Annotated in this window: 26 protein-coding genes; 13 read left to right on the forward strand and 13 right to left on the reverse strand. The window is 66.8% G+C overall.

Annotated features, from left to right (window positions below; translation table 11 throughout):
* Positions 1 to 42: 42 nt before the first annotated feature.
* Positions 43 to 255, forward strand: coding sequence for a hypothetical protein (locus tag ACPVPU_RS02190; protein WP_448659288.1), 213 nt, complete (start codon positions 43 to 45; stop codon positions 253 to 255).
* Positions 256 to 258: 3 nt separating this feature from the next.
* Here ACPVPU_RS02190 and dapD read toward each other — a convergent pair whose 3' ends face one another.
* The 5 genes from dapD to ACPVPU_RS02215 form a co-directional block, all read right to left on the reverse strand.
* The gene (gene dapD, locus ACPVPU_RS02195) at positions 259 to 1086 is read right to left on the reverse strand and encodes a 2,3,4,5-tetrahydropyridine-2,6-dicarboxylate N-succinyltransferase (RefSeq protein ID WP_448659289.1); all 828 of its coding nucleotides are present in this window, start codon (positions 1084 to 1086) and stop codon (positions 259 to 261) included.
* Positions 1083 to 1754: a pyrimidine 5'-nucleotidase gene (locus ACPVPU_RS02200; RefSeq protein WP_448659290.1), complete on the reverse strand. Its 672-nt coding sequence runs from the start codon at positions 1752 to 1754 to the stop codon at positions 1083 to 1085. Before ACPVPU_RS02200 ends, dapD begins: the two co-directional genes overlap by 4 nt.
* Before the next feature lie 40 nt (positions 1755 to 1794).
* A complete protein-coding gene (locus ACPVPU_RS02205; RefSeq protein WP_448660582.1) occupies positions 1795 to 3147 on the reverse strand; it encodes a sensor histidine kinase in 1353 nt (450 codons plus the stop codon).
* 106 nt (positions 3148 to 3253) lie between these two features.
* Entirely contained in the window at positions 3254 to 3922 is a 669-nt protein-coding gene (locus ACPVPU_RS02210) for a response regulator transcription factor (RefSeq protein WP_448659291.1), read from the reverse strand.
* 56 nt (positions 3923 to 3978) lie between these two features.
* Positions 3979 to 4299 (reverse strand): hypothetical protein, encoded by a 321-nt coding sequence (locus ACPVPU_RS02215; protein WP_448659292.1) that lies wholly within the window; start codon positions 4297 to 4299, stop codon positions 3979 to 3981.
* 118 nt (positions 4300 to 4417) lie between these two features.
* On the opposite strand from ACPVPU_RS02215, the gene ACPVPU_RS02220 reads away from it, so the two are divergent.
* Complete coding sequence (locus tag ACPVPU_RS02220) at positions 4418 to 6196, forward strand: ABC-F family ATP-binding cassette domain-containing protein (RefSeq protein ID WP_448659293.1); 1779 nt, start codon at positions 4418 to 4420, stop codon at positions 6194 to 6196.
* A gap of 123 nt (positions 6197 to 6319) precedes the next feature.
* On the opposite strand, the gene ACPVPU_RS02225 is transcribed toward ACPVPU_RS02220, so the two are convergent.
* Entirely contained in the window at positions 6320 to 7012 is a 693-nt protein-coding gene (locus tag ACPVPU_RS02225) for an extensin-like domain-containing protein (protein WP_448659294.1), read from the reverse strand.
* 98 nt (positions 7013 to 7110) lie between these two features.
* Between ACPVPU_RS02225 and ACPVPU_RS02230 the strand changes: the two genes are divergently transcribed.
* The gene (locus ACPVPU_RS02230; RefSeq protein WP_448659295.1) at positions 7111 to 7977 is read left to right on the forward strand and encodes an alpha/beta hydrolase; all 867 of its coding nucleotides are present in this window, start codon (positions 7111 to 7113) and stop codon (positions 7975 to 7977) included.
* A gap of 6 nt (positions 7978 to 7983) precedes the next feature.
* Here ACPVPU_RS02230 and ACPVPU_RS02235 read toward each other — a convergent pair whose 3' ends face one another.
* A complete protein-coding gene (locus ACPVPU_RS02235; RefSeq protein ID WP_448659296.1) occupies positions 7984 to 8613 on the reverse strand; it encodes a DUF4328 domain-containing protein in 630 nt (209 codons plus the stop codon).
* A 176-nt stretch (positions 8614 to 8789) separates the two neighbouring features.
* On the opposite strand from ACPVPU_RS02235, the gene ACPVPU_RS02240 reads away from it, so the two are divergent.
* The 4 genes from ACPVPU_RS02240 (at position 8790) to ACPVPU_RS02255 (ending at position 13181) form a co-directional block, all read left to right on the forward strand.
* The gene (locus ACPVPU_RS02240; protein WP_448659297.1) at positions 8790 to 9947 is read left to right on the forward strand and encodes a phosphoserine transaminase; all 1158 of its coding nucleotides are present in this window, start codon (positions 8790 to 8792) and stop codon (positions 9945 to 9947) included.
* Positions 9948 to 10064: 117 nt separating this feature from the next.
* On the forward strand, positions 10065 to 11642 hold the full coding sequence (serA, locus tag ACPVPU_RS02245; RefSeq protein ID WP_448659298.1) for a phosphoglycerate dehydrogenase: 1578 nt from the start codon (positions 10065 to 10067) through the stop codon (positions 11640 to 11642).
* A 124-nt stretch (positions 11643 to 11766) separates the two neighbouring features.
* A complete protein-coding gene (locus tag ACPVPU_RS02250; RefSeq protein WP_448660584.1) occupies positions 11767 to 12078 on the forward strand; it encodes an endonuclease domain-containing protein in 312 nt (103 codons plus the stop codon).
* A 5-nt stretch (positions 12079 to 12083) separates the two neighbouring features.
* On the forward strand, positions 12084 to 13181 hold the full coding sequence (locus ACPVPU_RS02255; RefSeq protein WP_448659299.1) for an ATP phosphoribosyltransferase regulatory subunit: 1098 nt from the start codon (positions 12084 to 12086) through the stop codon (positions 13179 to 13181).
* 81 nt (positions 13182 to 13262) lie between these two features.
* Here the strand turns inward: ACPVPU_RS02255 and ACPVPU_RS02260 are convergent, their stop codons facing one another.
* A complete protein-coding gene (locus tag ACPVPU_RS02260) occupies positions 13263 to 14561 on the reverse strand; it encodes a methyltransferase family protein (RefSeq protein ID WP_448659300.1) in 1299 nt (432 codons plus the stop codon).
* 129 nt (positions 14562 to 14690) lie between these two features.
* Between ACPVPU_RS02260 and ACPVPU_RS02265 the strand changes: the two genes are divergently transcribed.
* Together ACPVPU_RS02265 and ppa are read left to right on the forward strand one after the other, a co-directional pair.
* Complete coding sequence (locus tag ACPVPU_RS02265) at positions 14691 to 16598, forward strand: M61 family metallopeptidase (RefSeq protein ID WP_448659301.1); 1908 nt, start codon at positions 14691 to 14693, stop codon at positions 16596 to 16598.
* Positions 16599 to 16614: 16 nt separating this feature from the next.
* Positions 16615 to 17199 (forward strand): inorganic diphosphatase, encoded by a 585-nt coding sequence (gene ppa / locus ACPVPU_RS02270; RefSeq protein WP_448659302.1) that lies wholly within the window; start codon positions 16615 to 16617, stop codon positions 17197 to 17199.
* A gap of 67 nt (positions 17200 to 17266) precedes the next feature.
* Here ppa and ACPVPU_RS02275 read toward each other — a convergent pair whose 3' ends face one another.
* From ACPVPU_RS02275 to bla, 4 genes are read right to left on the reverse strand one after another with little or no spacing between them, the layout of a single operon-like run.
* Complete coding sequence (locus ACPVPU_RS02275) at positions 17267 to 17587, reverse strand: DMT family transporter (RefSeq protein ID WP_448659303.1); 321 nt, start codon at positions 17585 to 17587, stop codon at positions 17267 to 17269.
* A gap of 3 nt (positions 17588 to 17590) precedes the next feature.
* A complete protein-coding gene (locus ACPVPU_RS02280; protein ID WP_448659304.1) occupies positions 17591 to 18073 on the reverse strand; it encodes an N-acetyltransferase family protein in 483 nt (160 codons plus the stop codon).
* Positions 18070 to 18969, reverse strand: a complete 900-nt coding sequence (locus ACPVPU_RS02285; protein ID WP_448659305.1) for a DMT family transporter — start codon at positions 18967 to 18969, stop codon at positions 18070 to 18072. Before ACPVPU_RS02285 ends, ACPVPU_RS02280 begins: the two co-directional genes overlap by 4 nt.
* Before the next feature lie 32 nt (positions 18970 to 19001).
* Entirely contained in the window at positions 19002 to 19895 is an 894-nt protein-coding gene (bla, locus tag ACPVPU_RS02290; protein WP_448659306.1) for a subclass B3 metallo-beta-lactamase, read from the reverse strand.
* Between the two features lie 116 nt (positions 19896 to 20011).
* On the opposite strand from bla, the gene ACPVPU_RS02295 reads away from it, so the two are divergent.
* Together ACPVPU_RS02295 and ACPVPU_RS02300 are read left to right on the forward strand one after the other, a co-directional pair.
* The gene (locus ACPVPU_RS02295; RefSeq protein WP_448659307.1) at positions 20012 to 20875 is read left to right on the forward strand and encodes a LysR family transcriptional regulator; all 864 of its coding nucleotides are present in this window, start codon (positions 20012 to 20014) and stop codon (positions 20873 to 20875) included.
* Between the two features lie 392 nt (positions 20876 to 21267).
* Entirely contained in the window at positions 21268 to 23208 is a 1941-nt protein-coding gene (locus ACPVPU_RS02300) for a hypothetical protein (RefSeq protein WP_448659308.1), read from the forward strand.
* Positions 23209 to 23246: 38 nt separating this feature from the next.
* Here ACPVPU_RS02300 and ispG read toward each other — a convergent pair whose 3' ends face one another.
* On the reverse strand, positions 23247 to 24368 hold the full coding sequence (gene ispG, locus ACPVPU_RS02305) for a flavodoxin-dependent (E)-4-hydroxy-3-methylbut-2-enyl-diphosphate synthase (protein WP_448659309.1): 1122 nt from the start codon (positions 24366 to 24368) through the stop codon (positions 23247 to 23249).
* Positions 24369 to 24430: 62 nt separating this feature from the next.
* Between ispG and ACPVPU_RS02310 the strand changes: the two genes are divergently transcribed.
* Entirely contained in the window at positions 24431 to 25648 is a 1218-nt protein-coding gene (locus ACPVPU_RS02310) for an acyltransferase family protein (RefSeq protein WP_448659310.1), read from the forward strand.
* A 47-nt stretch (positions 25649 to 25695) separates the two neighbouring features.
* Positions 25696 to 26646 carry an isoaspartyl peptidase/L-asparaginase family protein gene (locus tag ACPVPU_RS02315; protein ID WP_448660586.1) on the forward strand — a complete coding sequence of 317 codons (951 nt, stop codon included), beginning with the start codon at positions 25696 to 25698 and terminating at the stop codon, positions 26644 to 26646.
* Positions 26647 to 26760 lie beyond the last annotated feature (114 nt).

Here is a 26760-nt window from a genome sequence, read left to right on the forward strand (position 1 = left end):
ATGCTGGCGATCGGGCTGGCCGCGCTGTAAGGGAGGATCGCCATGCGATCGCATAGCTGCCCCAAATGCCAGAGCGCGATGGCCGAGGGCTTTGTCGCGCATAAGCCGGACGGGATGGCCGCCGTGCTGAACTGGTATCGCGGCACCCCGGTGAAAAGCTGGTGGGGATCGGTCAAGCTGCCCAAGCCGTCGATCCCCATCGCCACCTGGCGGTGCCAGCGCTGCGGTTTCCTGGAGCAGTTCGCCCGCGACTGACGATCAGTCGCGCAGCAGGTCGTTGATGCTGGTCTTCGACCGGGTCTGCGCATCCACCCGCTTGACGATGACGGCGCAGTAGAGCGCGGGCTTGCCGTCGCCGCCGCCTGTGCTGCCGGGGACGACCACCGAATAAGGGGGGACATGGCCGCGGTGCACCTCGCCCGTTTCGCGGTCGATGATCTTGGTCGACGCCCCCAGATAGACGCCCATGGAGAGCACCGCCCCTTCGCCCACGCGCACGCCCTCTGCCACTTCGGCGCGGGCGCCGATGAACGCGCCGTCCTCGATCACCACGGGTCCGGCCTGAAGCGGCTCCAGCACGCCGCCGATTCCGGCCCCGCCGGACAGGTGCACGTTCCGGCCGATCTGGGCGCAGGATCCGACCGTGGCCCAGGTGTCGATCATCGTCCCCTCACCCACATGGGCGCCGATATTGACGAAGCTGGGCATCAGGATCGCGCCCTTGGCAATGAACGACCCGCGCCGGGCGACCGCGCCGGGCACGACGCGAAAGCCGGCCGCGCGGAACCGGGCATCGTCCCAACCGGCAAACTTGCTGGGCACCTTGTCGAACGCAGGTGCGCCCGCCGCGCCGCCGTCGATCACGACATTGTCGTTCAGGCGGAACGACAAGAGCACCGCTTTCTTCAGCCATTGATTGACCCGCCAGCCGCCCGCGCCGTCCGGTTCAGCCACCCGCGCCTCGCCCGCATCGAGCAATGCGATCGCCGCCTCCACCGCGTCGCGCACCGGACCGGCGGTATCGAGCGACAGGCTGGCCCGGTCTTCCCAGGCCTGATCAATGGTGGTGGCAAGCGCGTCGGTCATTGCGGTTCCCCGTCAAATTGGGCGAGCCAGTGGCTCAGATCGTGGGTGGTGAAGTCGATATAGTCGGGCACGGCGTCGGCTGGCGGCTGTTCCGACCCGCCGTCGATCCACAGGGTCGCCATGCCGATCGCCTTGGCCGGTGCCAGGTTGCGGGCCAGATCCTCGGCAAACAGCGCCGTTTCCGGCGTGACGCGGTGATCGGCGCACAGCGTGGCATAGGCGCGCGGATCGGGTTTGGGGATCAGGCCGGTGGCCAGGATGTCGCAGACGGATTCGAACACGCCGCCCAGCCCGCGTTTGTCCAGCACCCGTTCGGCATAGGCGGTATCGCCGTTGGTGAACACCAGCTTGCGACCCGGCAGGGCGGCGATACGCGCGGCCAGCACCGGGTCGGGCTGGACCACATCCAGTTCGACCGCGTGCACATCGTCGAGGAAATGCTGGGGATCGACGCCGTGCAGCGCCATCAGCCCGGCAAGCGTGGTGCCGTGATCGAAATAATAGCGTTTTTGCAGGGCATAGGCCTGATCGTGCGGCAGGCCGAGCAGGCGCGCGACATAATCGGTCATCCGCGCATCGATCCGCGCGAACAGGTTTGTCGACGCCGGATAGAGCGTGTTGTCCAGATCGAAGATCCAGGTATCGACATGAGCGAGCGCGGGCAGCATCGCCGCTGCCCTTACTGCGCCAGCCGGTGAAAGCAAACGCTCACCCTGCGGCAGGCAGCCTCAACCGCACCAGCAGCCCGCCCAGATCCTCGCTTTCCTCAAGCGTCACCGTGCCTTCGTACAGTTCGGCGACGTCGCGGACGATGGCCAGGCCAAGCCCGGTGCCGGGCTTGCCCGAATCGAGCCGCACGCCGCGATCGAAGATGCGGATCCGGTCCGCCTCCGGGATGCCCATGCCGTCATCCTCGACCTGAATCTCGACATAGCCTGCCTCGGCAACCACGGTCACGAACACACTGCCACCGCCATATTTGGCGGCATTTTCGACGAGGTTGCCCAGAATCTCGTCCAGATCCTGTCGCTCGATCCGCGCCTGCGCCGTGGTCTGCCCGGTCGTGTCGATGCGGACATTGGGGTACAGGCGGGCAACGGCGCGCTCGACCGCCTCGACCGCCGCCCAGACGGGGGTGCGGGTATGCGCCGACCCGCGCCTGCCGACGGCGCGGGCGCGGGCGAGATGATGATCCACCTGTCGCCGCATCGTGCGCGCTTCGCGGATCACGGTATCGGCCAGATCGGCCTGGCCGGCGGCGGCGGCATTCATGATGACGGTCAGCGGGGTTTTCAGCGCATGGGCCAGATTGCCGGCGTGACGCCGCGCCTCTTCGGCCTGGCGGTCGTTATGGGCGACCAGCGCATTCAGTTCCTCGATCATCGGGGCGACCTCGGCCGGCATTTCCCCGGCGACGCGGGTGCTGGCTCCGGTGCGCAGGGCGCTGATTTCGCGCTGCACCCGGCGCAGCGGCAACAGGCCGTACCAGGTCTGAAGCGCCGCCATGACGATCAGGCCAAGGCCGAGCAGGGCAAAGCTGCGCACCACCGTCTGATCCAGTTCGGTCAGCTGCGCGTTCAGTTCGTTGCGGTCGCGCGCAACCTGAAACCGCCAGACCACCTGCGATCCGGGCAATTGCGCATCGCGTTCGGCGACGCGCAGCACCTCGCCCCGGAACTGGCGGCTGTCATAGATATGGACGCCGCGATCGGCATGATCGGCGTCGGTGCGCAGCCGCCGGTCCCAGAGCGATCGGGAGGGAAAGGGTTCGCTGGTGCCGCCGCTGACCTGCCAGTAAAAGCCGGAGCTGGGTTCCAGAAACCGCTGATCGGCGAGTTCGCGGTTCAGGATCACTTCGCCCTCCGGCCCGATTTCGGCGGACAGGATCAGCGTTTTCAGGACATAGGTCAGCTGGTCGTCAAAGGTGCGGGTGATCGTGCTGGTCAACACCCGGTCGAGCGCGAAGCCGCCCCCGGCCAGCAGCAGCAGGATCCACGCCGTCGCAATGACAATCATCCGGCGGCTGAGCGATCCGGTGACGCGGACGTGGCGCGACGGCATGGCGTCGGGGTCGGCCGCCGATGCGGCGCGGCCCGGAATGCCCGGCCGCAGCCGGCGGGAAAGGAAATCGGTCAGCGCCATTGCGGACGGGCCGCCCCGCCCCTTCCTAGCCAGCGGCCGGTTCGTCCAGGCTGTAGCCGAGCCCGCGGATGGTGGTGATGACGTCCGCGCCCAGTTTCTTGCGGATACGGGTCACGAACACCTCGATCGTATTCGAATCCCGGTCGAAATCCTGATCGTAGATATGTTCGATCAACTCGGTGCGGCTGACCACCTTGCCCTTGTGATGGAGCAGGTAGCTGAGCAGCTTGTATTCCTGCGCCGTCAGCTTGACCGGTTCGCCCGCCCGGGTGACCTTGCCCGAGCGGGTGTCCAGCCGGATGTCGCCCGCGATCAGTTCGGCCGAGGCATTGCCCGACGCGCGGCGGATCAGCGCACGCAGCCGCGCGATCAGCTCCTCCGACTGGAACGGCTTGGCGACATAATCGTCGGCACCGGCATCGAGCCCGGCAACCTTGTCGGACCAGCTGTCGCGCGCCGTCAGCACCAGAACGGGGGTCGTCCGCCCCTCCCGCCGCCAGCGGTCGAGTACGGTCAGCCCGTCGACTTCCGGCAGGCCGAGGTCGAGGATGATCGCGTCATAGCTTTCGGTGGAGCCGAGGAAATGCCCCTCTTCGCCATCGGCCGCCGTGTCGACGGCATAGCCCGCGCCGACCAGCGTGTTGCTGAGCTGCTGGCGCAGATTGGGTTCATCCTCGACGATCAGAACGCGCATCCATCGATCCCCTTGATCCTAGTTCGCTGTCATCCGGCGGCCGTGCGGTCGCCGCCCTATCGATCCGTGCGCCCGAGCACCCGCCCGGACCGGCCATCCACATCGACCCGGATGACGTTGCCATTGCGCAGGAACTTGAGCGTGTAAATGGCGGTGCCGGAATCGAAATCGAAGCCCAGATATTCGGCGCCGCGCATCTGGGGCACGACGCGCCGTTCGATGTCGCGCGACGGCAGCAGCTGGCCGGCGGCCCGGCCCTGATGCGCCGCCTGTTGATCGGTGCGCGGGCGGCGCTGCGCCGAGGCGGAATCCACCGGCGTGCCGCCGACAGACAGCAGCATCATCGCCAGACAGAAGGATTTAACCGCCATGTTCATGGGCGTTGCCATAAAATTGCCGCGTTGAACAACCCGTGAATAGGGCCGTCAGCCGCGCGCAAGCCCGAATATGCCGCGATGCTTGCCGGGGGGCCACACTGCCCCTAGGTGCGCGGCCATGGCAGCACCGATCTTGAGCTTTGAGGAACTGGGCCTGGTCCAGGGCAGCGGCTGGCTGTTCCGGGGGTTGAACCTGTATATCGGCGCGCGCGACCGGCTGGCGCTGATCGGCCGGAACGGGGCGGGCAAGACGACCCTGCTCAAGCTGCTGGCCGGGCGGATCGAGCCGGACGAGGGCAAAAGGGTGATCGTGCCGGGCACCCGCGTCATCCTGTTGGAACAGGACCCCAGCGTTGCGGGCCATGCGACGCTGATGGACTTCGCCCTGGCCGGGGCCGATGCGCCGGAGCGGCACGAGGTGGCCGCCATCGCGGACCAGCTGGGCATCGACATGGAGCGGGAGGCGGCGACGGCATCGGGCGGCGAGCGGCGGCGGGCCGCCATCGCCCGTGCGCTGGCGCAGGACCCCGATGTGTTGCTGCTCGACGAGCCGACCAACCATCTGGACATCGCCGCGATCGAATGGCTGGAGGACTGGCTGACCCGGTTTCGCGGCGCGTTCGTCGTGATCAGCCACGACCGGACCTTTCTCACCCGGCTGACCCGCCAGACCTTCTGGCTCGATCGCGGCACCATGCGGCGGTCGGAAATCGGCTTCGGCGGGTTCGAGGCATGGACCGAAGCGGTGGAGGCGGAGGAACAGCGCGCCGCCGAACGGCTGGATGCGCGGTTGAAGCTGGAGGAGCATTGGCTGCAGCGCGGCGTCACCGGGCGCAGGCGGCGCAACATGGGTCGGCTGAACAAGCTCATCGAGATGCGCGCCGAACGCGCCGCGATGACGGGGATGCAGGGGACGGCGGCGCTGGCCGCGTCGTCCGACGACAGCAAGACCAAGGTGGTGATCGACGCCAAGGGGGTCACCAAGACGTACGGCGAGCGGGCGATCATCCGCGATTTCGGGTTCCGGATCACGCGCGGCGACCGGATCGGCATTGTCGGGCGGAACGGTGCCGGCAAATCGACGCTGCTCAAATTGCTGACCGGCGAGGTCGCGCCGGATGCGGGCGAGGTGAAGCTGGCCAAGACCATCGACATGATCGTCATCGACCAGCAGCGCAGCAAGATGGCACCCGAAAAGACGGTGCGCGACGTGCTGGCCGATGGCGGCGAATGGCTGGACGTGCGGGGCAGTCGCAAGCATGTCCACGGCTATCTGAAGGAGTTCCTGTTCCCGCCCGAAATGGTGGACGCCAAGATCGGCACCCTGTCGGGCGGCGAGCGATCCCGCCTGTTGATGGCGCGCGAATTCGCCCGGCCGAGCAACCTGCTGGTGCTGGACGAGCCGACGAACGACCTGGACCTGGAGACGCTGGACCTGTTGCAGGAAGTGATCGCGGATTATGACGGCACCGTCCTGATCGTCAGTCACGACCGCGATTTCCTGGACCGGACGGTCACGGTGACGCTGGGGCTGGACGGCAGCGGCACCGTGGATGCGGTGGTCGGCGGCTATGCCGACTGGGAAGCCAAGCGGCGGGTTCGTCCCGAGGCGAAGAAGGCAACAGCAAAGCCGGTGGAGGCCGCGCCGCCGAAGCCCAAATCCGCGAAGCTCAGCTACAAGGACCAGCGCGACTACGAGCTGTTGCCCAAGCGGATCGAGGAACTGGACGCCCAGATCGCGCGGGACGAGGCGGCGCTGGCCGACCCCAGGCTGTACACGGAGGACCCGAAGCGCTTTGCCGCGCTGACCGCTGCCATTGGCAAGGCTCGCGAGGAAAAGGACGCGGCGGAACTGCGCTGGCTGGATCTGGCCGAACAGGTCGAGGCGCTGAGTTAAGACCTCCGTTCGTGCTGAGCTTGTCGAAGCACTGCCTTTTTCGTCTTTCGGGGCGGGGCAGCCAGAGGGACAATGCTTCGATAAGCTTAGCATGAGCGGGGTGGGGGATGACGCCTGCAAATTTCAGCGGCAGAAGTCGCGGCCGGCCATGTCGAAATGGAAATGATTGGCGTGGGCGGCATTATATTCCGGGCCGAGCACCGTGGTGAATCGCTTGCACGCGCTGTCGTGGATCAGGCGCAGGAACCGCCGGTCGCGTTCGTCCGGGCCGTTCCATCCCTGTAGCACGGTCACCTTGCGCCCGTCGGACAGGGTGAACCCTGCAACATCGACCGCATTGGCGAGGCCATGCTGCGATACGCGGCCGCTGGCTGCGGGTCCGTTGCCCACGATGCCCCGGCAGCTGAACGTGCCATAGGTTTCGATCCGCACCACCGTCGCGCCGTAAACCATCTGCGCGGCGGGCTGGACCGCATAGCGGGTCCAGGCGACGAAGCGCTGGGCCAGGGGACAGCGGATCGATTTGAGCCCGCTGGTCGGCAGGCCGTAATCGTCGAGCCGCACCGCCCCTTCGACCAGGCATCCGCTGCCGAAATCCTGATCGGGCAGCGGGGTAAAGCGAACCCCCTCGCGCGCCAGTTCGGCATGGCAGGCCAGCGTGTCGCGCGTCGGCTCGCGCCGCAGGGTCACGGGGCCGCCAGCGCGCGGCCGGATGCGCTGGACCGGGCGCTCCTCCTCCCCGCCCCCGCCGAACAGGCACCCGGCCAGCAGGAGCGGCAGGGCAAGCAGGACGGGCAAGCGGACGCGGGATACCATGGCGCCAGTCTAAAGCGGCACTGCGCCCGCGCAACCAGCCGCTTGACGAACCGATGCCTGCGAGCGCTACCATGCAGCCGGACAGGAGGGGATGAACGATGATCCGACGGATGCTCGCGCTGGTGGCGCTGTTCTGGGGCGCGGCGGCGCTGGCGCAGGGCGCGCCGGCACCGGGTACGCGCATTCCGTTGTGGGAAAAGGGCGCGCCGGGATTCGAGGCGCGCGCCGCGCTGCCCGAGGAATCGAAGGACTATTGGACCAAGTCGATCAACGCGCCGTCGGTCACCTATTTCCCGGCCCATCCCGAACGGCGCACCGGCGCGTCGGTCATCATCATGCCGGGCGGGGCGCACGAATTCCTGGTCATCACGACCGAGGGGGACGACGTCGCCCGCTGGTATGCGCAGCGCGGCGTTGCCGCATTCGTCCTGCGCTACCGCCTGTTCCGGCAGAAGGATTCGCCCTACAGCTTCGCCCATGCGCGCGAGGATGCGGAGCGGGCCGTGCGCCTCGTCCGCTCCCGCGCCGCCGAGTTTTCCATCGCGCCGGACCGGATCGGCGTGATGGGATTTTCGGCGGGCGGCGAACTGGCGCGCGTCACCCTGCTCAGCCCGCCCGTCCCCGCCCCCGGTGCAGGGGACGCCATCGACCGGCTGTCGGCACGGCCCGATTACGGTATCCTCGTCTTTCCCGGCCCGCTGAAGGGCGAGGAGGCGATCACCAGGGACGCGCCGCCGCTCCTGCTGTCCGCCGCCAGCGACGACGAATGTTGTTCGCAGCCGGTGATCGACATCCTGACCGCCTATCGCGCGGCGGGCGCGTCGGCGGAACTGCACATGTATGCCGCAGGCGGCCATGCCTATAATATGGGCGAGGCGACGCCGCTGGTGTCGCTGCGCCACTGGCCCGACCGGATCACCGACTGGATGACCGACCGGGGATTGCTCGCGCCGCCTGCACCCTGATGCGGGTCATTCGAAGATCGAAGGCGCGTGCGCATCGTTCTGCGCCGCCGACAGGCGCGGCACGATTGTCAACAGGGCAACGCCGCTGACCAGTCCGGCCAGCGCGGATGCCGCATCAATCCAGCTTGTCGTGATGAACGTGTCGATAGAGGCGTCATCCCGCATCATCATCCGGAATGAAATCTGCGACAGAATATTGGACACGATCCAACCGCCCCACCACGCAGCGAAGATTGCGGTCGCAGCACGGCGTTGCTCGTCGATATACGCCGCAGTCGCATCCCACGAAGCCCGCACCCCCCGATACGGCATCCAAAGATTGGCGAAGGGTACGAACAGATAACCGACATTCCAGCCCGGGCTCATCGGCATATCCGCGCCCAGGCTGTGTGCATTCTTGTTCACGCGGTACATCCAGCGACCGATCAGGATCAGGCAGGCGATCAGGACTACGAGCTGGACCAAGGCAGAAATCCCGGCGATGTCGTCGAGCATTTCCGGCGACGTCCATGCATCGCCTGCCCCCGCTTGCAGCGCCGCGCCCGCCATCGCCCCATAGATGCCGACGCCAATTCCGAGGACGGAGGTGGCCAGAAAGGCAAGCAATGCCCGCCGCACCCACTGCGCCAGCGGCATCGGATCGTTGAATTCATGGACCATCGTTTCCCCCTTCCCAGTCATGAAGCCCAGCGAAGCACCCCGCCAGAGCGCCGTCCATCGAAATCGATTGACACCCGCCCCCGCATCATTAGGGCGGCCGACGGGCCACGCGGTCCCAACGCCGCGCGTGCTCTCTGTAAGGAGAGACTGACATGACCGACCTGACTGCCGCTGGCGCGACCCTTGCGCCTGCCAAGCCCGCCACCCTGCCGGCGCGCCCCCATTTTTCCTCTGGTCCCTGTGCGAAGCCGCCCGGCTGGTCGCTGGACAAGCTGGCCACGGAATCGCTCGGACGCTCACACCGCTCCAAGCTCGGCAAGCAGCGCCTGCAATATGCCATCGACCTGATGCGCGAGATGCTCAAGCTGCCCGATACGCACCGCATCGGCATCGTGCCCGCGTCCGACACCGGCGCTTATGAAATGGCGATGTGGACGATGCTGGGCGCACGGCCCGTCACCGCGCTCGCTTGGGAAAGCTTTGGCGAGGGCTGGGTGACCGATGCGGTCAAGCAGCTGAAGCTCGATCCCACCGTCATCCGCGCCGATTACGGCCAGCTGCCCGATCTGGGTGCGGTCGATTGGTCCAGCGACGTGCTGTTCACCTGGAACGGCACGACCAGCGGCGTGCGCGTGCCGAACGCGGACTGGATCCCGGCCGACCGCGAAGGGCTGTCCTTCGCCGATTCGACCAGCGCGGTGTTCGCGTACGACATCGACTGGGACAAGATCGATGTGGCGACGTTCAGCTGGCAGAAGGTGCTGGGCGGCGAAGGCGCGCACGGCGTCCTGATCCTCGGCCCGCGCGCCGTCGAGCGGCTGGAAACCTATACCCCCGCATGGCCGCTGCCCAAGGTGTTCCGCCTGATGGCCAAGGGCAAGCTGGCCGAGGGTGTGTTCAAGGGCGAAACGATCAACACGCCGTCGATGCTGGCGGTGGAGGATGCGATCTTCGCGCTGGAATGGGCGAAGTCGCTGGGCGGCCTGGACGGCCTGATCGCCCGCAGCGATGCCAATGCCGCTGCGCTCGATGCAATCGTGGCGGAGCGCGACTGGCTGGGCCACCTTGCCGCCGATCCGGCCACGCGGTCGAAGACCAGCGTCTGCCTGACCGTCGAGGGCGCGGACGAGGCGTTCATCAAGCAGATGGCTGGCCTTCTGGAAAAGGAAGGCGCGGCCTTCGACATCGCAGGATACCGCGATGCGCCAGCGGGTCTTCGCATCTGGTGCGGCGCGACCGTCGATACCGCCGATATCGAGGCGCTCGGCCCCTGGCTCGACTGGGCCTACGCGACCGTCAAGGCCGGCTGATACCCCCCTCCGCTCGCGCTGAGCTTGTCGAAGCGCTGCACTTCTTCGCAACCGTTCAAGCAAGGGCAGGGCTTCGACAAGCTCAGCCCGAACGGGATTGAACAGGACACCCAATCCATGCCCAAGGTTCTGATTTCCGACAAAATGTCTCCCCTCGCCGCCCAGATCTTCCGCGACCGCGGGGTCGAGGTGGACGAGATCACCGGCAAGACGCCCGACGAGCTGAAGGCGATCATCGGCCAGTATGACGGCCTAGCCATCCGCTCCTCGACCAAGGTCACCAAGGACATCCTTGCCCATGCCCCCAATCTGAAGGTCGTGGGCCGTGCGGGCATCGGCGTCGACAATGTCGACATTCCCGCCGCCAGCGCCGCCGGTGTGGTGGTGATGAACACGCCGTTCGGCAATTCGATCACGACGGCCGAGCACGCCATCGCGCTGATGTTCGCGCTCGCCCGCCAGCTGCCGGAGGCGGACGCCTCCACCCAGGCGGGCAAGTGGGAGAAGAACCGGTTCATGGGCGTCGAGCTGACCGGCAAGGTGCTGGGCCTGGTCGGCGCGGGCAATATCGGTTCGATCGTCGCCGACCGGGCGCTGGGCCTGAAGATGAAGGTCGCCGCCTTTGACCCGTTCCTGTCGCCCGAACGCGCGCTGGAAATGGGCGTGGACAAGGTGGAGCTGGACGAGCTGCTCGCCCGTGCCGATTTCATCACGCTGCACACGCCGCTGACCGATCAGACGCGCAACATCCTCTCGGCCGAAAATCTCGCCAAGACCAAGAAGGGCGTGCGGATCATCAACTGCGCGCGCGGCGGTCTGATCGACGAGGCGGCGCTGAAGGCTGGGCTGGATTCGGGCCACATCGCGGGCGCGGCGCTCGATGTGTTCGTCGAGGAACCCGCCAAGGCGCATCCGCTGTTCGGCACGCCCAATTTCGTCGCCACCCCGCATCTGGGCGCGTCCACGAACGAAGCGCAGGTGAATGTCGCGCTGCAGGTGGCGGAACAGATGGCCGATTACCTGCTGACCGGCGGCGTCACCAATGCGCTGAACGTGCCCAGCCTGTCGGCGGAGGAGGCACCGCGGCTCAAGCCCTATATGGCGCTGGCCGAAAAGCTGGGCAGCCTGGTCGGCCAGCTGGCCCATGGCGCCATCCCCCGCATCTCCATCCATGCCGAGGGCGCGGCGGCCGAGCTGAACATGAAGCCGATGGTGTCGGCGGCGCTGGCCGGGTTCCTGCGCGTCCATTCCGACACGGTCAACATGGTCAACGCACCTTTCCTGGCCAAGGAGCGCGGGATCGAGGTGCGCGAGGTGCGGAGCGAGCGCGAGGGCGATTATCACAGCCTGATCCGCGTGTCGGTGAAGACCGATGCGGGCGAGCGGTCGGTGGCCGGAACGCTGTTCAGCAACAGCGCCCCGCGCTTGGTCGAACTGTTCGGGATCAAGGTGGAGGCCGATCTGGCCGGCGACATGCTCTATGTCGTCAACGAGGACGCGCCGGGCTTTATCGGCCGTCTGGGCTCAACGCTGGGCGAGGCGGGCGTCAATATCGGCACCTTCCACCTGGGCCGACGCGATGCGGGCGGGGAAGCCGTGCTGCTCCTGTCGGTGGACGAGGCAGTGACGCCGGAACTGATCGCCACCGTCCGCGCCCTGCCCGGCGTCAAGACGGCCATGGCGCTGAAGTTCTGACCTGAATAGCCCTCTCCCCTCCGGGGAGAGGGTTGGGAGAGGGGCATTGCGGCAGCCACGAGATCAGCGATTGCAGTCTCTTGCCCGGGATGCCCGTCGGGAACTCACGCCCTTCGAGCGCGACTTGTGGCTCGCACTACGTGCCAAGCGATTCCAAGGTGTGAAATTTACCCGTCAGGTAGTGATCGGTCGCTACATTGCCGACTTTGCCGCCCGTTCGCGGCGACTTGTGATCGAGGTTGACGGGGATAGCCATGCTGGCCAAGCCAGCTATGACGCTGAGCGCACGGCTTGGCTGGAAGAACAGGGATATCAAGTGATTCGGTTCACGAACGCTGAGGTTGGGGCAAATTTGGAGGGCGTGTTGAGCGCCATCGACGCGGCGCTTGCGGCACCCCCCCTCTCCCAACCCTCTCCCCAAGGGGGAGAGGGCTAAGCGACATGACCGGATTGCTGCCCGAGGGATTTCACGACCGCCTGCCGCCGATGGCCGATGCCGCCGCGCGGCTGGAGCGGCGCATCCTGGATACCGCTTTTGCCCATGGCTATGAGCAGGTCGATCCGCCGCTTGCGGAATTTGCCGATACACTTGGCCAGCGGCTGAAGGCATCCAGCCTGAAGGACGCGGTGCGCTTCGTCGATCCGGTGTCGCAGCGCACGCTGGCGATCCGGCCGGACATGACGGCACAGATCGGACGCATCGCCGCCAGCCGCATGGCGCATCACCCGCGCCCCGTCCGCCTGTCCTATGCAGGGCCGGTCCTGAAATTGCGGGCGGGCCAGCTGGCCCCCGACCGGGCGCTGCGCCAGATCGGGGCGGAGCTGATCGGGCTGGATTCGGTCGCGGCGGCGCGGGAAGTCGTCGGCGTGGCGGTGGATGCGCTGACGGCTGCCGGGCTGAGCGGCCTGTCGATCGACCTGACGCTGCCCGACCTGGTCGAGACGCTGGCGGGCGGCCGGTTGTCGCCGGCGCAGCTGGCCGCGCTGAACGATCGGCTGGATGCAAAGGACCATGCGGGTGTGGCCGCGATCGCCCCCGATTACCTGCCGCTGATCGAGGCGGCGGGGCCGTTCGACCGGGCCATCGAACGGCTGGCGGCATGGGACGCGGGCGGCGCGCTGGCCAGCCGGATCGATGGCCTGCGCGCGCTGGCCGAGGGTCTGGCCGGGCGGGTGTCGCTGACGCTGGATCCGACGGAGCGGCACGGGTTCGAATATCAAAGCTGGCTGGGCTTTTCGATCTTTGCCGCCGGCGTGCGCGGCGAGATCGGGCGGGGCGGCGCCTATGCCGTGCTGCATGACGGCGGCGCGGCCGAGCCGGCAATGGGCTTTTCGCTCTATGCCGATCCGATCCTGGAGGCCGGGCTGGCGGTGGCCGAGCGGCGGCGGCTGTTCGTGCCCACGGGCACCGACCCTGTGCTGGCGGCCAGCCTGCGCCAGGAAGGCTGGGTGACGGTCGCGCAGCTGCATGACGGCGACACGCCGCAGGCGCAGCTGTGCAGCCATGTGCTGACCGACGGCGGGCCAGCCCTCATCTGACGTGCGCCTGCGAAAGCCGGAGCCTGGAGCCGCAGCGGTTGGCCTTGTTGCTCTGGACCCCTGCTTCCGCAGGGGTGCTGGCTAGACCCGCGCCGCCATCGCCCGCCGCACGGCTGCGAAGAATCGGGGCACCGGGCCGTTGCGCGTCATCCAGTCGCTATAGGCGCGGTATTCCGGATCCTCGCCCAGATGCTTTTCCTCGGTCTTTGCGCGCCAGTAATAGACCGCGGTGACGCCCGCCATCAGCACCGTGTTGCGAACCGCATCCGACCAGCTGCCCGTCGTGGTCAGGAACGGCAGCGTGGCGATCCACCAGAACAGGTTCTTGGACAGATAGGCCGGGTGCCGCGTCCAGGCATAGGGACCATGGGTCAGGATGCCGCGATGCGTCAGGTTGGAAAAGCGGATGCCGAACGCCATGGTGGCCCAGGCATAGATAGCGGTCAGCACCACCAGCACCGCGCCGAACACCGCCATGACGCCGGGATGACCGGCCAGCCAATAGGTCCATTCCGACGTGCCGGGATGGTAATCCAGCGGCCCGCCATCGGCCATCAGCGCAAAGGGCGGATAGCAGATCAGCGCTGATACCCAGCCCGCCGTATAGGGCGTGGCGGTGCGGATATGCGCGTCCAGCGGTTTCATCGTCAGGATATAGCCGGATGTGGCGAACGCCACGTCGATCATGAACATGACGGCGATCAGGAACCGGGCCAGCGCCACCGGATCGGTGAGCAGCGCCGAGCGGTCCCACCGGATCACCTCACCGAAATTGCCGGGCACGATGGCCAGCATGAAGGCGAGGAAAAAGCCCTTTACCGCCCATGCGCGCAGATGGTTGTAAATCGCCTCCCGATCGACGGCCACGTCCAGGTTCATCAGCCACGCGCCCAGATGCCAGGCACCGTCGCGCGGCTCCACAAGATAGCGGTCGACCCAGAGCACGTAGGGAACGGACAGCGCGAACAGCCAGGGCGCCGCCATCTGGAAACACCACATGGCGAACTGGTAATTGCCCTGCCAGTAGAAGCGCGCGACGGAATAGATCGCCGCGATCCCCGCCCAGGTCAGCCACAGGCCGGTCAGTTTCGTGATGCTGATGTCGATGCTGTCCTTGAGCGGACGGCCGAGCGACCAGTCGATGCCGGTCGATGGATTGCGATGCACCTTGTCCACCAGCACCGACCACAGCACCATCGGCACCCCGGCGGCAGCGACGTTGATCAGCGCGGCATAGGGGCCGTCCATGCCGATCCACAGCGCAAGCACGAACCAGGCGGTCATGCCCGCCAGCCCGGCCATGCCGACGCCGTGCGACACGGCGGAGCGTGGCCGCGGATCGGCGGCGGCGCGTCCGGTCAGGCTGGCATCGTGATACATGGCCCCTTCCCTATCCCGGCATTGGTAAGCAAGCCGTGAAGGATTTGTGACGCGCGGGGACTGGACGCGGGCGGACTGCGGCGCTTTAGTGAAGCGCATCACCTCTGTTTGCCGAAAGGTTTCCCCCCGATGATCCGTCCTCTAGCGCTTGGCACGCTGTTGCTGGCGACCGCCGCCCCCGTGCTTGGCCAGAACAGCAAGCCACAGCCCATGCCGATCGTCGACACCGTGCCTGCCGCGCGCGACGTTGCTTTTCCCGGCACGCTGAAGCTGGAGATCGATGCGACCAACATCCAGCAAGGCATCTTCACGGTGAAGGAGACGATTCCCGTCGCCAAGGCCGGGCCGATGGTGCTGTTGTTCCCCGAATGGCTGCCCGGCACGCACGCGCCGCGCGGGCAGATCGAGAAGCTGACCGGCCTGGTCTTTACCGGCAACGGCAAGGTGATCCCGTGGAAGCGCGACGTGCTGGACGTCAATGCCTTTCACCTGGACGTACCCGCCGGGGTCCGGTCGATCGAGGCGCGGTTCCAGTTCCTGTCCGCGACGCAAGGCAATCAGGGCCGCGTGGTGATGGCACCCAAGATGCTGAACCTGCAGCCCAATTCGATGAGCCTGTATCCGGCCGGCTATTTCACGCGGAACATCCCCGTCAGCATGACCGTGACCTATCCGGACGGCTGGACCGCGCGGTCGGGCCTGCCCGCCACCAATCGCGGCGCCATCTACAGCTATCAGACCACCGATTACGACACGCTGGTCGACAGCCCGGTATTCGCGGGCGCGCATTTCAGGGAATGGGCGCTGTCGGACCGGGTGGACCTGAATGTGTTCGCCGACGATCCCAAGCAGCTGGAAGCCAAGCCCGAGCAGATCGAGGCGCACAAGCGCATGGTGGAACAGGGCGTGAAGCTGTTCGGCGCGCAGCATTACGACAAATACGAGTTCCTGTTCGCCATCACCGACGAAATGGGCGGCATCGGCCTTGAGCATCACCGCAGTTCCGAAAACGGGGTCGGCCCCGGCTATTTCACCGAATGGGACAAGGGGCCGGGCAGCCGCAACCTGTTGCCGCACGAATATGTGCATAGCTGGAACGGCAAGTTCCGGCGCGGGGCGGACCTGTGGACGCCCGATTTCCGGATGCCCATGCGCGACAGCCTGCTGTGGGTGTATGAAGGGCAGACGCAGTTCTGGGGCTATGTGCTGCAGGCGCGGTCGGGCATCGTCGGCAAACAGGATACGCTGGACATGCTGGCCAATATCGCCGCGTCGCTGGACAGCCGCGCCGGGCGCACCTGGCGTCCGCTGATCGACACCACAAACGATCCGATCATTTCCGCCCGCCGGCCCAAGGGCTGGACCAGCTGGCAGCGGAGCGAGGATTATTACAATGAAGGGCTGCTGATCTGGCTGGAGGTGGACGCGAAGCTGCGCGAACTGTCCGGCGGCACCAAGTCGATGGACGATTTCGCCAAGGCGTTTTTCGGCATCAACGACGGCGACTGGGGCGTCGTCACCTATACGTTCAAGGACGTCGTCGGCATCCTGAACGCCGTCCAGCCCTATGACTGGGCCAGGCATCTGAAGTCGCGCACCGAAGAGGTGAGCACCGGTGCGCCGCTGGGCGGCTTTACCGGCAATGGCTACAAGCTGGTCTATACCGACGAGCCGACCCCGTTTCTGAAGGCAAGCGAGGGCAGGGCCGGCGGCGTCAACCTGACCTATTCGCTGGGCCTGACCATCGGCCGGGACGGCACGATCAGCGGCGTCGACTGGGGCGGCCCGGCGTTCAAGGCCGGGCTTGCGGTCGGCGGCACGGTAACGGCGGTGAACGGAGAGGCCTATACGCCCGATGAGTTGAAGAATGCGGTGAAAGCGGCCAAAGGGGGCCGCTCGCCCATCCGGATGCTGGTCAAATACGGGACCCATTTCCGGGAAGCGAGCATCGACTATCACGACGGGCTGCGCTATCCGCGGCTCGAAAAGACGGGCACCGGCGACACGGGACTGGACCGGTTGCTGAGCGCCCGGTGATTTGGGGGAAAGACACATGCGTATCGACCTGATCCCGGTGGGCGAAGACCCGCCGCACAGCCTGAATGTCATTATCGAAGTGCCGACCGGCGGCGAACCGGTGAAATACGAGTTCGACAAGGGTTCGGGCGCGCTGTTCGTCGATCGCATCCTGCACACGCCGATGCGCTACCCGGCCAATTACGGGTTCGTGCCGCACACCCTGTCGCCCGATGGCGACCCGCTGGACGCGCTGGTCATCGCCCGTTCGCCCTTCATCCCAGGCTGCGTGGTCGCAGCTCGCCCGATCGCGGTGCTGAACCTAGAGGACGAGGCGGGCGGCGACGAGAAGCTGGTCTGCGTGCCGCACGACACCGTCTTCCCCTATTATTCCAACGTGGTGGAAAAGGACGACCTGCCCGGCATCGTCATGGAGCAGATCGAGCATTTCTTTACCCACTACAAGGACCTGGAAAAGAAGAAGTGGGTCCGCGTCGGCACCTGGGGCGGGGCCGAGGATGCGCGCCGCATCACGCTCGAGGCGATCGAGCGCTACAATCAGGACAAGAAGGCGGCAGCCGAATCGGTCGACCAGACCGGGGTCGAGGCGAGCCAGGGCTGAGCCGCTGTCAGCGCCGTGAACGGGGCCGGTGCACCATCGCGGTGCGCCGGCCCCTTTTCCGTCTGGCCTATTTCCCGGCCGTCGCCTTCAATCCGATGATGCAGCCGATCAGCGCCAAGAGCAGCAACAGCCGCACCGGCGTCGCGCTTTCGCCATATGCCAGGATGCCGACCAGGATGGTGCCCAGCGCGCCGATCCCGACCCAGACGGTATAGGCCGTGCCCATCGGAATGGTGCGCGCGGCGATTTCGAGCAGCAGCATCGACAGGGTGACGCTGACCAGAAAGGCCAGCGTCCAGGGCAGGTTCCTGAACCCGTCGACATGCCGAAGGCTGGTGGTGAAGCCCACTTCGAACAAGCCGCCCAGGATCAGCCAGAGCCAGGCCATCGATCAATCCTCCGCCGCCAGCCGGGCCAGGGCATCGCCGCTGACCCGCTGGACCGTCCATTCGTCCATGCCCAACGCGCCCATCGCCCGGTAGAAATCGATCGCGGGCTGGTTCCAGTCGAGCACCGCCCATTCGAACCTGGCACAGCCGCGCGCAACCGCGATGCGGGCGCACGCCCGAAGCAGCGCCTTGCCCGCACCCGATCCGCGCGCGCCGGGCGTGACATACAGGTCCTCCAGATACAGGCCGCGCCGCCCCTCCCAGGTCGAGAAATTGTGGAAGAACAGGGCAAAGCCGACCGGTTCGCCCCCCGATTCGGCGATGATCGCTTCTGCCGCCGGACGATCGCCGAACAGCGCGTCGGCCAGCATCAGCTCGGTCGCCCGTACCGCGTCGGGCTCACGCTCATACTCGGCCAGTTCGCGCACGAAGCGCAGGATCACCGGCACGTCCATCGCCACCGCCGGGCGAACCGTCACGCTCATATCGCAGCCTCCACGCCCTGATGCCCCTTGCTGCGCGCGGCCAGGATGCAGCCGGCGACGATCAGCGCCGCCCCCGCCACGGTCCAAGCGGACACGACTTCGCCAAAGACCAGCCAGCCGAGCACTGCCGCCCAGGCGAAGGCGGTATATTCGACCGGGGCCAGATAGCTGGCATCGGCGCGCGCATAGGCCCAGGCCAGCGCCTGGATCGACACCAGCGCCAGCACGGCGGCCGCCGCGATCCAGCCGGTGCCACTCCATCCCGCCATCGGCATCAGCGGAACGAACGGGATTGCCAGCAGATAGCAGAGGAAGAAGACGAAGTTGGTGGCGAACGCCACCTCCATCGGGCTGGCCCCCTGCGCCTGGACCCGCAGCATCACGTTGGACGCGCCATAGAGCATCGCCGCGATCAGGATGGCGACCGCGCCGCGAAACGCATCCGGCCCCATCGCGGTCTGCGCCTGTCCGGTCAGAATCACGGCCACCCCGCAAAAGGCGATGGCCGATCCGATCAGCGCCGAGCGCCCCACCTTTTCCTTCAGGAACAGCGCCGCCAGACCGATGGCGACCAGTGGCGAGATAAAGGCGAGCGCAATCCCCTGGGCCAGCGGCACGCGCGTCAGGCCCCAGAAGAACAGGACGATGGACAGCGCCCCGAAACTCCCCCGGATCAGGTGCAGCCGCAGCGCGCGGCCATGCGGCACCCGCCCGCCGCCGCCGAAATAGATCGCGCCGCCCATGACCGAGCCGAGCAATGAGCGCCAGAACATGGCGCTGAACGCGCCGATGGCGATGCTCTGCGCCTTCATGATCGCGTCCATGCCCGAAAACAGCGCGATGCCGACACAGCCCATGGCAAAGGCGATGATGGGGGCGGTGGCGGGGCGGGTCATGCCAGCGCGGATGGGCCGCGCCGCCGGCCCCGTCAACCGCCGCGCTCGTCCTTCAGCCGGGCATCGAGCTTCGCCTCGGCGCCATCCGCGAACCGGCGACAGGCGGCGGGATCGATCAGCGGGTTTGGGGACCGCGACTGATCGAGCTTCCTCATGCCCGCCAGCAGCCGCTCGTCGGGGTGCGAAGTGACGAGCAGGTCGCAGGACAGCCCCCGCATCCTTGCCGCCGCCCGGCGAAACATCGCCACCCGCTCCGGATGGTCGGTGAACCGGTATCCGTCGGAACTGATCGCATTCTGGCTGGCGGCGAACAGGATGGTCGCGCATTGTCCGCCCTCGCAGGATTTCCATGACCAGCTCATGCTGCCCGCCGTATGGCCGGGCGTCGCATGAGCGGTGACCACCGTGTCGCCCAGCCGGATCGCCTGGCCGTCGCGCGCCGCGCGGACGCGGGTGCTGGCGGGAATCGGGTGCAGGTCGGCATGTTGCGGATCGGCCGCATCGGGCTTGCCGGTGCGGTGTTCGGCCACCGCCTCGCGCCCGACAACGACCGTCGCGCCGCTATCCCGCGCCAGTGCTGCGACGCCGCCGGCATGATCGTAATGCGCCTCCGTCACCAGGATCAGCTTGACCTGCCTTGGATCGAAGCCAGCCGCGCGCATCCTGTCCTGTGTTTCACGCACCGTCTGGGGCAAAGCGCCGTCGATCAGGATGAGGCCGCGGCTGGTGCGGATCACCGCCATGCTGAGTCCCCGATAGCCGATGAACCAGCTTTGCCCGTGCAGCCGGGTGACGGGATGCGGATCCAGCCAGCGCCTCGCGTAATCCGGCGCGATCGGTCGCAGCAGCGGATCGTCCGGCGTCTGCGCTGGGGCGGCAATCGCCGCTGTCGCCAATGCCCCGATCGCTGCAATTTTCCTCATCATCCCTCCGTCCCCCTGCCCTGAGCGGTGCCATCGAGCGGGCAGGATGCAGCGCGATCAGCCGGGGGACAAACCATCCTTGCTCGACACAGGCATGAACTGTGCTCATGCTGCCGGACATGGATCGTGCCCAGTTGCCGCTGAACGCCCTGCGCGCCTTCGAGGCGGCGGCACGGCATCTGAGCTTTACCCGCGCCGCCGCCGAACTGTGCGTGACGCAGGGCGCGATCAGCCATCAGGTCGCGGCGCTGGAGGCGAGGCTGGGCGTCCCCCTGTTCCGCCGGCTGCCGCGCGGACTGGCATTGACCGACGAGGGACTGGCGCTGGTGCCGGTGCTGGCCGACGGGTTCGACCGCATGGGCGCGATGCTCGACCGGTTCGCGGGCGGGGGCCTGCGCAGCGTGCTCACCGTTGGCGTGGTGGGCACGTTCCTGAACCAGTGGCTGTTGCCCCGGCTGGACGGGTTTCGCGCCACCCATCCGCTGATCGACCTGCGGCTGATGGCCAACAACAACCGGGTCGACCTGGCGGGCGAGGGGCTGGATTGCGCGATCCGGTTCGGCGACGGTGCATGGCATGGCACCCATGCCGAACCCGTGCTGTCCGCGCCGCTTTCGCCGCTCTGCGCGCCCGAACTGGCCGCGCGGCTGACCGAACCCGCCGATCTGCACGCCGCGCCGCTGTTGCGATCGTACCGCGCCGATGAATGGCCGCGCTGGTTTGCCGCCGCCGGCACGCCCTGCCCCCGCCTGACCGGTCCGGTAATGGACAGTGGCGCGCTGATCGGCGCTGCCGCCATGGCCGGGCACGGCGTCGCGCTGTTGCCGCCCGTGCTGTTTGCCGGTGAGATTGCGGATCGGCGGCTGGTCCAGCCGTTCGCGATTCCGATCGATACCGGCAGCTACTGGCTCACCCGGCTGCATTCGCGGCGCGAGACGTCGGCGCTGACGGCATTCCGCATCTGGCTGCATACCGTCGACTGAGCGACGGATGGGCCCGTGCCAAGAGCTGGCTTGCGAGTCGCGGGCTGACCGCCACTGCTCCGACCGATGAACGCCAAGTGCTTACCGCCTCGTTTACTTGATGGAATGAAATCTAAATACGACAGTCGGAAGATTATTCCCTCTAAACGATGACTGATGGATCGGGTAATTTGGCAGATGGGGGCAATCACATTCCGGGTCGCGGGCCACCCTGTTCATGATGCGTATTTTGACGACGTCCGTCCGAAGGCTGTTGCTTTCGGACAGGGACTGCTGCGTTCACGCTAAATGATGGAAAGGATTGCCGAATGTCTCGATCTTTGGGAACGCCTGTGCCCGATTGCGGTACGCGTAGAGCAACTGCCCGCCGCCGCCGCGAGGCGAATGGCGCATTGACAGACCAACGCGGCCTTGGCGTCACCAGCGCCAATGGCGAGGAAATCAGTTTCGGTGCCAGTTTCGCCGCGAATTATCACAAGGGGCTCCCCCACGATGTCGACGGCTTCGTCGACACCGCCAGCTACCGGGCGATGGTCGGGGCGTTGACCGCCAACCAGCCCGGCGCGTTGGAAGGGCTGCCGATGGGCGGCAACCGGCGCGGCGCGGGAACGACGACAGATCCCGCACGCTATGCCGATCCCGCGAGCCATCCGCTGTCCAGCCCCGCCCGCCCGCTGGGCTACCGTAAGCTGACCAGCCCGCTGACCGGTCATGTCTATGACACCCAGGGCGGCGATGCCGGAGCCTTCGCCATTGCCGCCGCGCCGCTGGTCGCATCGGACGAGCTGGCGGCCGAAATGGCGGAACTCTACGCCATGGCCCTGCTTCGGGACGTGCCATTCACCGCGATCGAGGACGAAAGCGGGCCCAATGTCGCCGCCGTGCGCCAGGCGCTCGATTCGATGCCCTGGTTCGACGGCAGCTATACCCCGACCGGCGATGCAGAGCGCCGTCGCTTCGAAACGCGTGGGGTCATCAACGGCGGCGCCGACCTGTTCAGGGGCTCGACGCCGGGATCGAAGGCGGGGCCATGGGTGTCGCAACTCATGCTGGTCGGCAATCAGCCCAATCCCATGTTCCGCTTCGTCAAGCCCGATGGCACGCCTGCCAGCGGCAACAGCAGCCAGCCGAGCTTCGTCGGCACTGCCGCCCGCTTCGGGCGCGAGGACGGCTATGTCTATTACGGCACGCAGGTCATCGATCAGCGCTCGATCGTCGCGCGTGAGGGGATCGACTATCTCACCAACTGGGGCGCATGGCTCGATGCCCAGAACGGGGTGGATTTCAACAATTTCGACCGCTTCCGCGATCGCCGCCGCTATCTGTGGACGCCGCGCGACATCGCTACCTATGTCCATTACGACGCGCTGTATCAGGCTTATCAGGTCGCCTGCCTGCTGATGCTGGCCGATCCCGCCTTCCCCAAGGATCGGGGGATGCCCGAAACGACGAGCGCGACCCGCGCGGCCTTTGCCTCGTTCGGCGGCCCGCACATCCTGTCGCTGGTGACCGAGGTGGCGACCCGTGGTCTGAAGGCGGTGTGGCGACAGAAATGGCTGCATCACCGGCGGATGCGCCCCGAAGTGCTGGCGGGGCTGATCACGCTCCACGCGAATGATCCGGCACGGCTGTCGAACCGCAACCCGGCCCTCGCGCAATCGGTTGCTGCGATCACAGGCAAGATTCCGCCCGCGATCCTGACGATGATCGCCCAGCATAACCAGGCGCAAAACGCCTCGACCGAACTGAAGCAGAAAGCAAGCGGCCTGCCCGCCGACTTTCCGACCATCGCGGACACCAAGAACTATCTGCTCCCAATGGCCTTTCCCGAAGGGTCGCCGACCCATCCGGCCTATGGCGCGGGCCATGCCACGGTGGCAGGCGCGTGCGTCACCGTGCTCAAGGCATTCTTCGAAATGTACGCGGCCGACGGCGTCACCGAGCGGCCCTGGCCGTTCACGCCGTTCGTCGCCTCGCACACCAACGCCAATGCCAATGAGGGTGGCGAACTGGTCGCGGCGCCCGGCACGCCGACGATCACGATCCAGGGCGAACTCGACAAGCTGGCCATGAACATCGCCAATGCGCGCAACATGGCCGGAGTCCATTATTATACCGACTATTACGAATCGCTGCGGCTGGGCGAGCGGATCACCGTCTCGATCCTGGAGGAGCAATTGTCGCTCTATGACGAACCGGTGTCGATGAACTTCACCAGCTTCGATGGCGACCGCATCCGAATCGCCAGCAACGGCGACACCGCGTCGGTCCGGGTGACGCGCGACGGCAACCGGATCAGCGCTGCCGACTGGTACGATCGCTACAGCGACTGACGCCCGGCAATGGGGGCGGCCGGACGGTCCGGTCGCCCCTATTCCGCCGCCACTGCCGGCGCGTTCGCCGCCTCGATCTCGGCGGCCTTTGCCTCGACCAGCTGGACGATGTGGTCCAGCATGTCGGCGCTTTCGACCGTGTGGTCGGTGACGCCCGACAGATAGACCATGTGCTTGCCATTGCCGCCGCCGGTCAGGCCGATATCAGTCTCCCGCGCCTCGCCCGGGCCGTTGACGACGCAGCCCAGCACCGACAGCGACATGGGCGTGCGGATATGCTGCAGCCGTTCCTCAAGCGCCTGAACGGTGCGGATCACGTCGAATCCCTGGCGGGCGCAGCTGGGGCAGGAAACGACGCGGACGCCGCGATTGCGGATGCCCAGCGCCTTCAGGATCTCGAATCCGACGCGCACTTCCTCTTCCGGTTCCGCCGACAGGCTGACCCGGATGGTGTCGCCGATGCCGAACCACAAAAGCGACCCCATGCCGATCGACGATTTGACCGTGCCGCCGATCAGGCCGCCCGCCTCGGTAATGCCCAGATGCAGCGGGCAGTCCACCGCCTCGGCCAGTTGCTGATAGGCGGCGACCGCCAGGAACACGTCGGACGCCTTTACTGCGACCTTGTATTCGTGGAAGTCGTGATCCTGCAGCAACTTGATGTGATCGAGCGCGCTTTCGACCAGCGCCTCCGGGCACGGCTCGCCATATTTTTCCAGCAGGTCCTTTTCGAGGCTGCCAGCATTCACCCCGATGCGGATCGCGCAGCCATTGGCCTTGGCCGCGTTGACCACTTCGCGCACGCGGTCCGCGCTGCCGATATTGCCAGGATTGATGCGCAGACAGGCAGCACCGGCATCCGCCGCCTCCAGCGCGCGCTTATAGTGGAAATGAATATCGGCCACGATCGGCACGCGGCTGCCGCGCACGATCTGTTTCAGCGCGGTGCTGCTCTCAACGTCCGGCACCGATACGCGGATGATGTCGACGCCCGCTTCCTCGCACCGGCGGATCTGATCAATCGTCGCCCTTACGTCCGTGGTCGGCGTATTGGTCATGGTCTGCACCGTCACCGGCGCATCGCCGCCGACAGGGACGTTGCCCACCATGATCTGGCGACAGGGACGACGCGCGATATCGCGCCATGGACGGACTGACATGGATGGTTCCCGCGATCAGAGGCAGCTTTCTTCTGCGCCGCTATACCCCTAAGGCGGGCGGCATGAAAGCAGGTAGCGGCGTGGCGCGGCGGGCGCGGGTGGCGGAACCGGTCGCACGGCACCACGGCATGGACTGGCTGCGGATCGGGGCGTTCGCCATCCTGATCCTCTATCATGTCGGCATGGTCTATGTGCCCTGGGGCTTTCATGTGAAGTCGCCGTCAGGCGCGGACTGGACGACCATCCCGATGCTGGCGGTCAATGCGTGGCGGCTGGGCCTGCTCTTCGTCGTGTCGGGCTATGCCAGCCGGGCGCTGCTGGCCCGGTCGAGCGGGGTCGCCGGTTTCACTGGCAATCGCACCTTGCGGCTGGTGGTCCCTCTGATGTTCGGGATGGCCGTGATCGTCCCGCCCCAGCCCTGGGTCGAGGTGGTGACGAAGTTCGGCTATCCGCAGGATTACTGGCAGTTCTGGACCCGGGATTATTTCCGGTTCGGCAAGCTGTTCGGGCTGGACCTGCCGACGTGGAACCATTTGTGGTTCATCGTCTATCTGTGGGTGTACACGCTGATCCTGGCGATCCTGGTGCTGTTGTCCGGGGGCGATGCGGCGCAGCGATGGTTCGACCGGGCGATGGCGCTGGGCGGCGGGCTGGGCGTCGTCCTGATCCCGCTGGCATGGCTGATGTGCGTCCATGTGCTGTGGTTCCCGTTCCGCGGCGAGACCCATGCGCTGTTCGACGATCACATCGCGCATCTGATGTACCTGCCGGGGTTTCTGTTCGGCTTTGCCCTGGCCCGTTCGGGCGCGGCGATGGACGCCATCCGGCGGTGGTGGCCGCTGGCGGCGGCGGCGGCGACGGCGGCTTACGGCGTCAAGATCTGGGCGGAGCTGGCCTGGCCCGGCGACGTCGCGGTGCCGGCATGGTTCCTGCGGCCGTACACCAGCGCCCATGCGATCCAGCAATGGTGCGCGATCGTGGCGATGATCGGCATTGCCGAGCGGTACTGGAACCGCGATCATCCGATCCGGCCGATGCTGACCGAGGCGGTGTTCCCATTCTATCTGATCCACCAGACGATCATCGTGCTGGCGATCTTCTGGCTGGTGCCGATGGCATTGCCGGGATGGGTTGAGTTCGTGGCGGCGACCGCGGCTACCATTGCCGGATGCTGGCTGTTCTATCTGGCCGGACGCGAGCTGCCGTGGCTGCGCCCGCTGATCGGGCTGCGGCGCAAGCGGCCGCATCTGCCCATGCCGCACCCGGTTGCGACGACATGAGGAACCACGCCATGCGCCTGATCGCATTGATTGGAGGATTGCTGCTGATGATTGCCCCCGCTGTTGCCCAGGACACGCCCCGCTGGACCCTGGTCATCCATGGCGGGGCCGGGGTGATCGAGCGGGACAAGATGACGCCGGAGCGGGAGGCGGCGGCCCGGGCCGGGCTGAACGCTGCGCTGGACGCCGGATCGAAGGTACTGGATGCCGGTGGCAGCGCGCTGGATGCGGTGGAGGCGGCCGTGCGCGTGCTGGAGGACGATCCGCATTTCAACGCCGGGCGGGGTGCTGTCTTCACCTATGAGGGCACGAACGAACTCGACGCCGCGATCATGGACGGGGCCACCCGCGCTGCGGGGGCGGTGGCGGGCGTCACCGCGACCAAGAACCCCATCGGCCTTGCACGCCGGGTGATGGAGGCAAGCCCGCACGTCATGCTGGCAGGCAAGGGGGCGGACACGTTCAGCCGCGAACAGGGGCTGGAACAGGCCGGCCCCGAATGGTTCGCCACCGACGAACGCCGCCAGCAGCTTCAAAAGATGAAGGCGCAAAAGACCAGCTGGTTCGACGTCGACATGAAATACGGCACCGTCGGCGCGGTGGCCCGCGACGCACAGGGCCATGTCGCCGCCGCCACTTCGACCGGTGGCGTCACCGGCAAGCGCTGGGGCCGGGTGGGCGATTCGCCGCTGATCGGCGCGGGCACCTATGCCGACGATCGCGCCTGCGCCGTTTCCGCGACGGGCGCGGGCGAGTTCTTCATCCGCGAAGGGGTGGCGCACGAAATCTGCGCGCGGGTCCGCTTTGCGGGGGATACGCTGAAGGCGGCGGCGGACACGGTGATGGCGGAAACGCTGGCGCTGGGCGGTACCGGCGGCGTGATCGTCACCGGTCCCACCGGCGAGGTGGCGTGGAGTTTCAACACCCCCGGCATGTACCGCGGCAGCGCGACGGCGGGCGGCGAACGCACGGTGTCGATCTACGGCGACGAGGACTGACGAAAGTCGAACCCTGATTGTCCTTGCCCCCGGCAGGGGAGGATCATCCAGACCGGGTTTGCAACAGACCGGACCCCATTCGGCACGAACGGCACGAACGGTGGTTTCGCCTGT

The sequence above is a fragment of the Sphingomonas paludis genome (genome assembly GCF_053502515.1).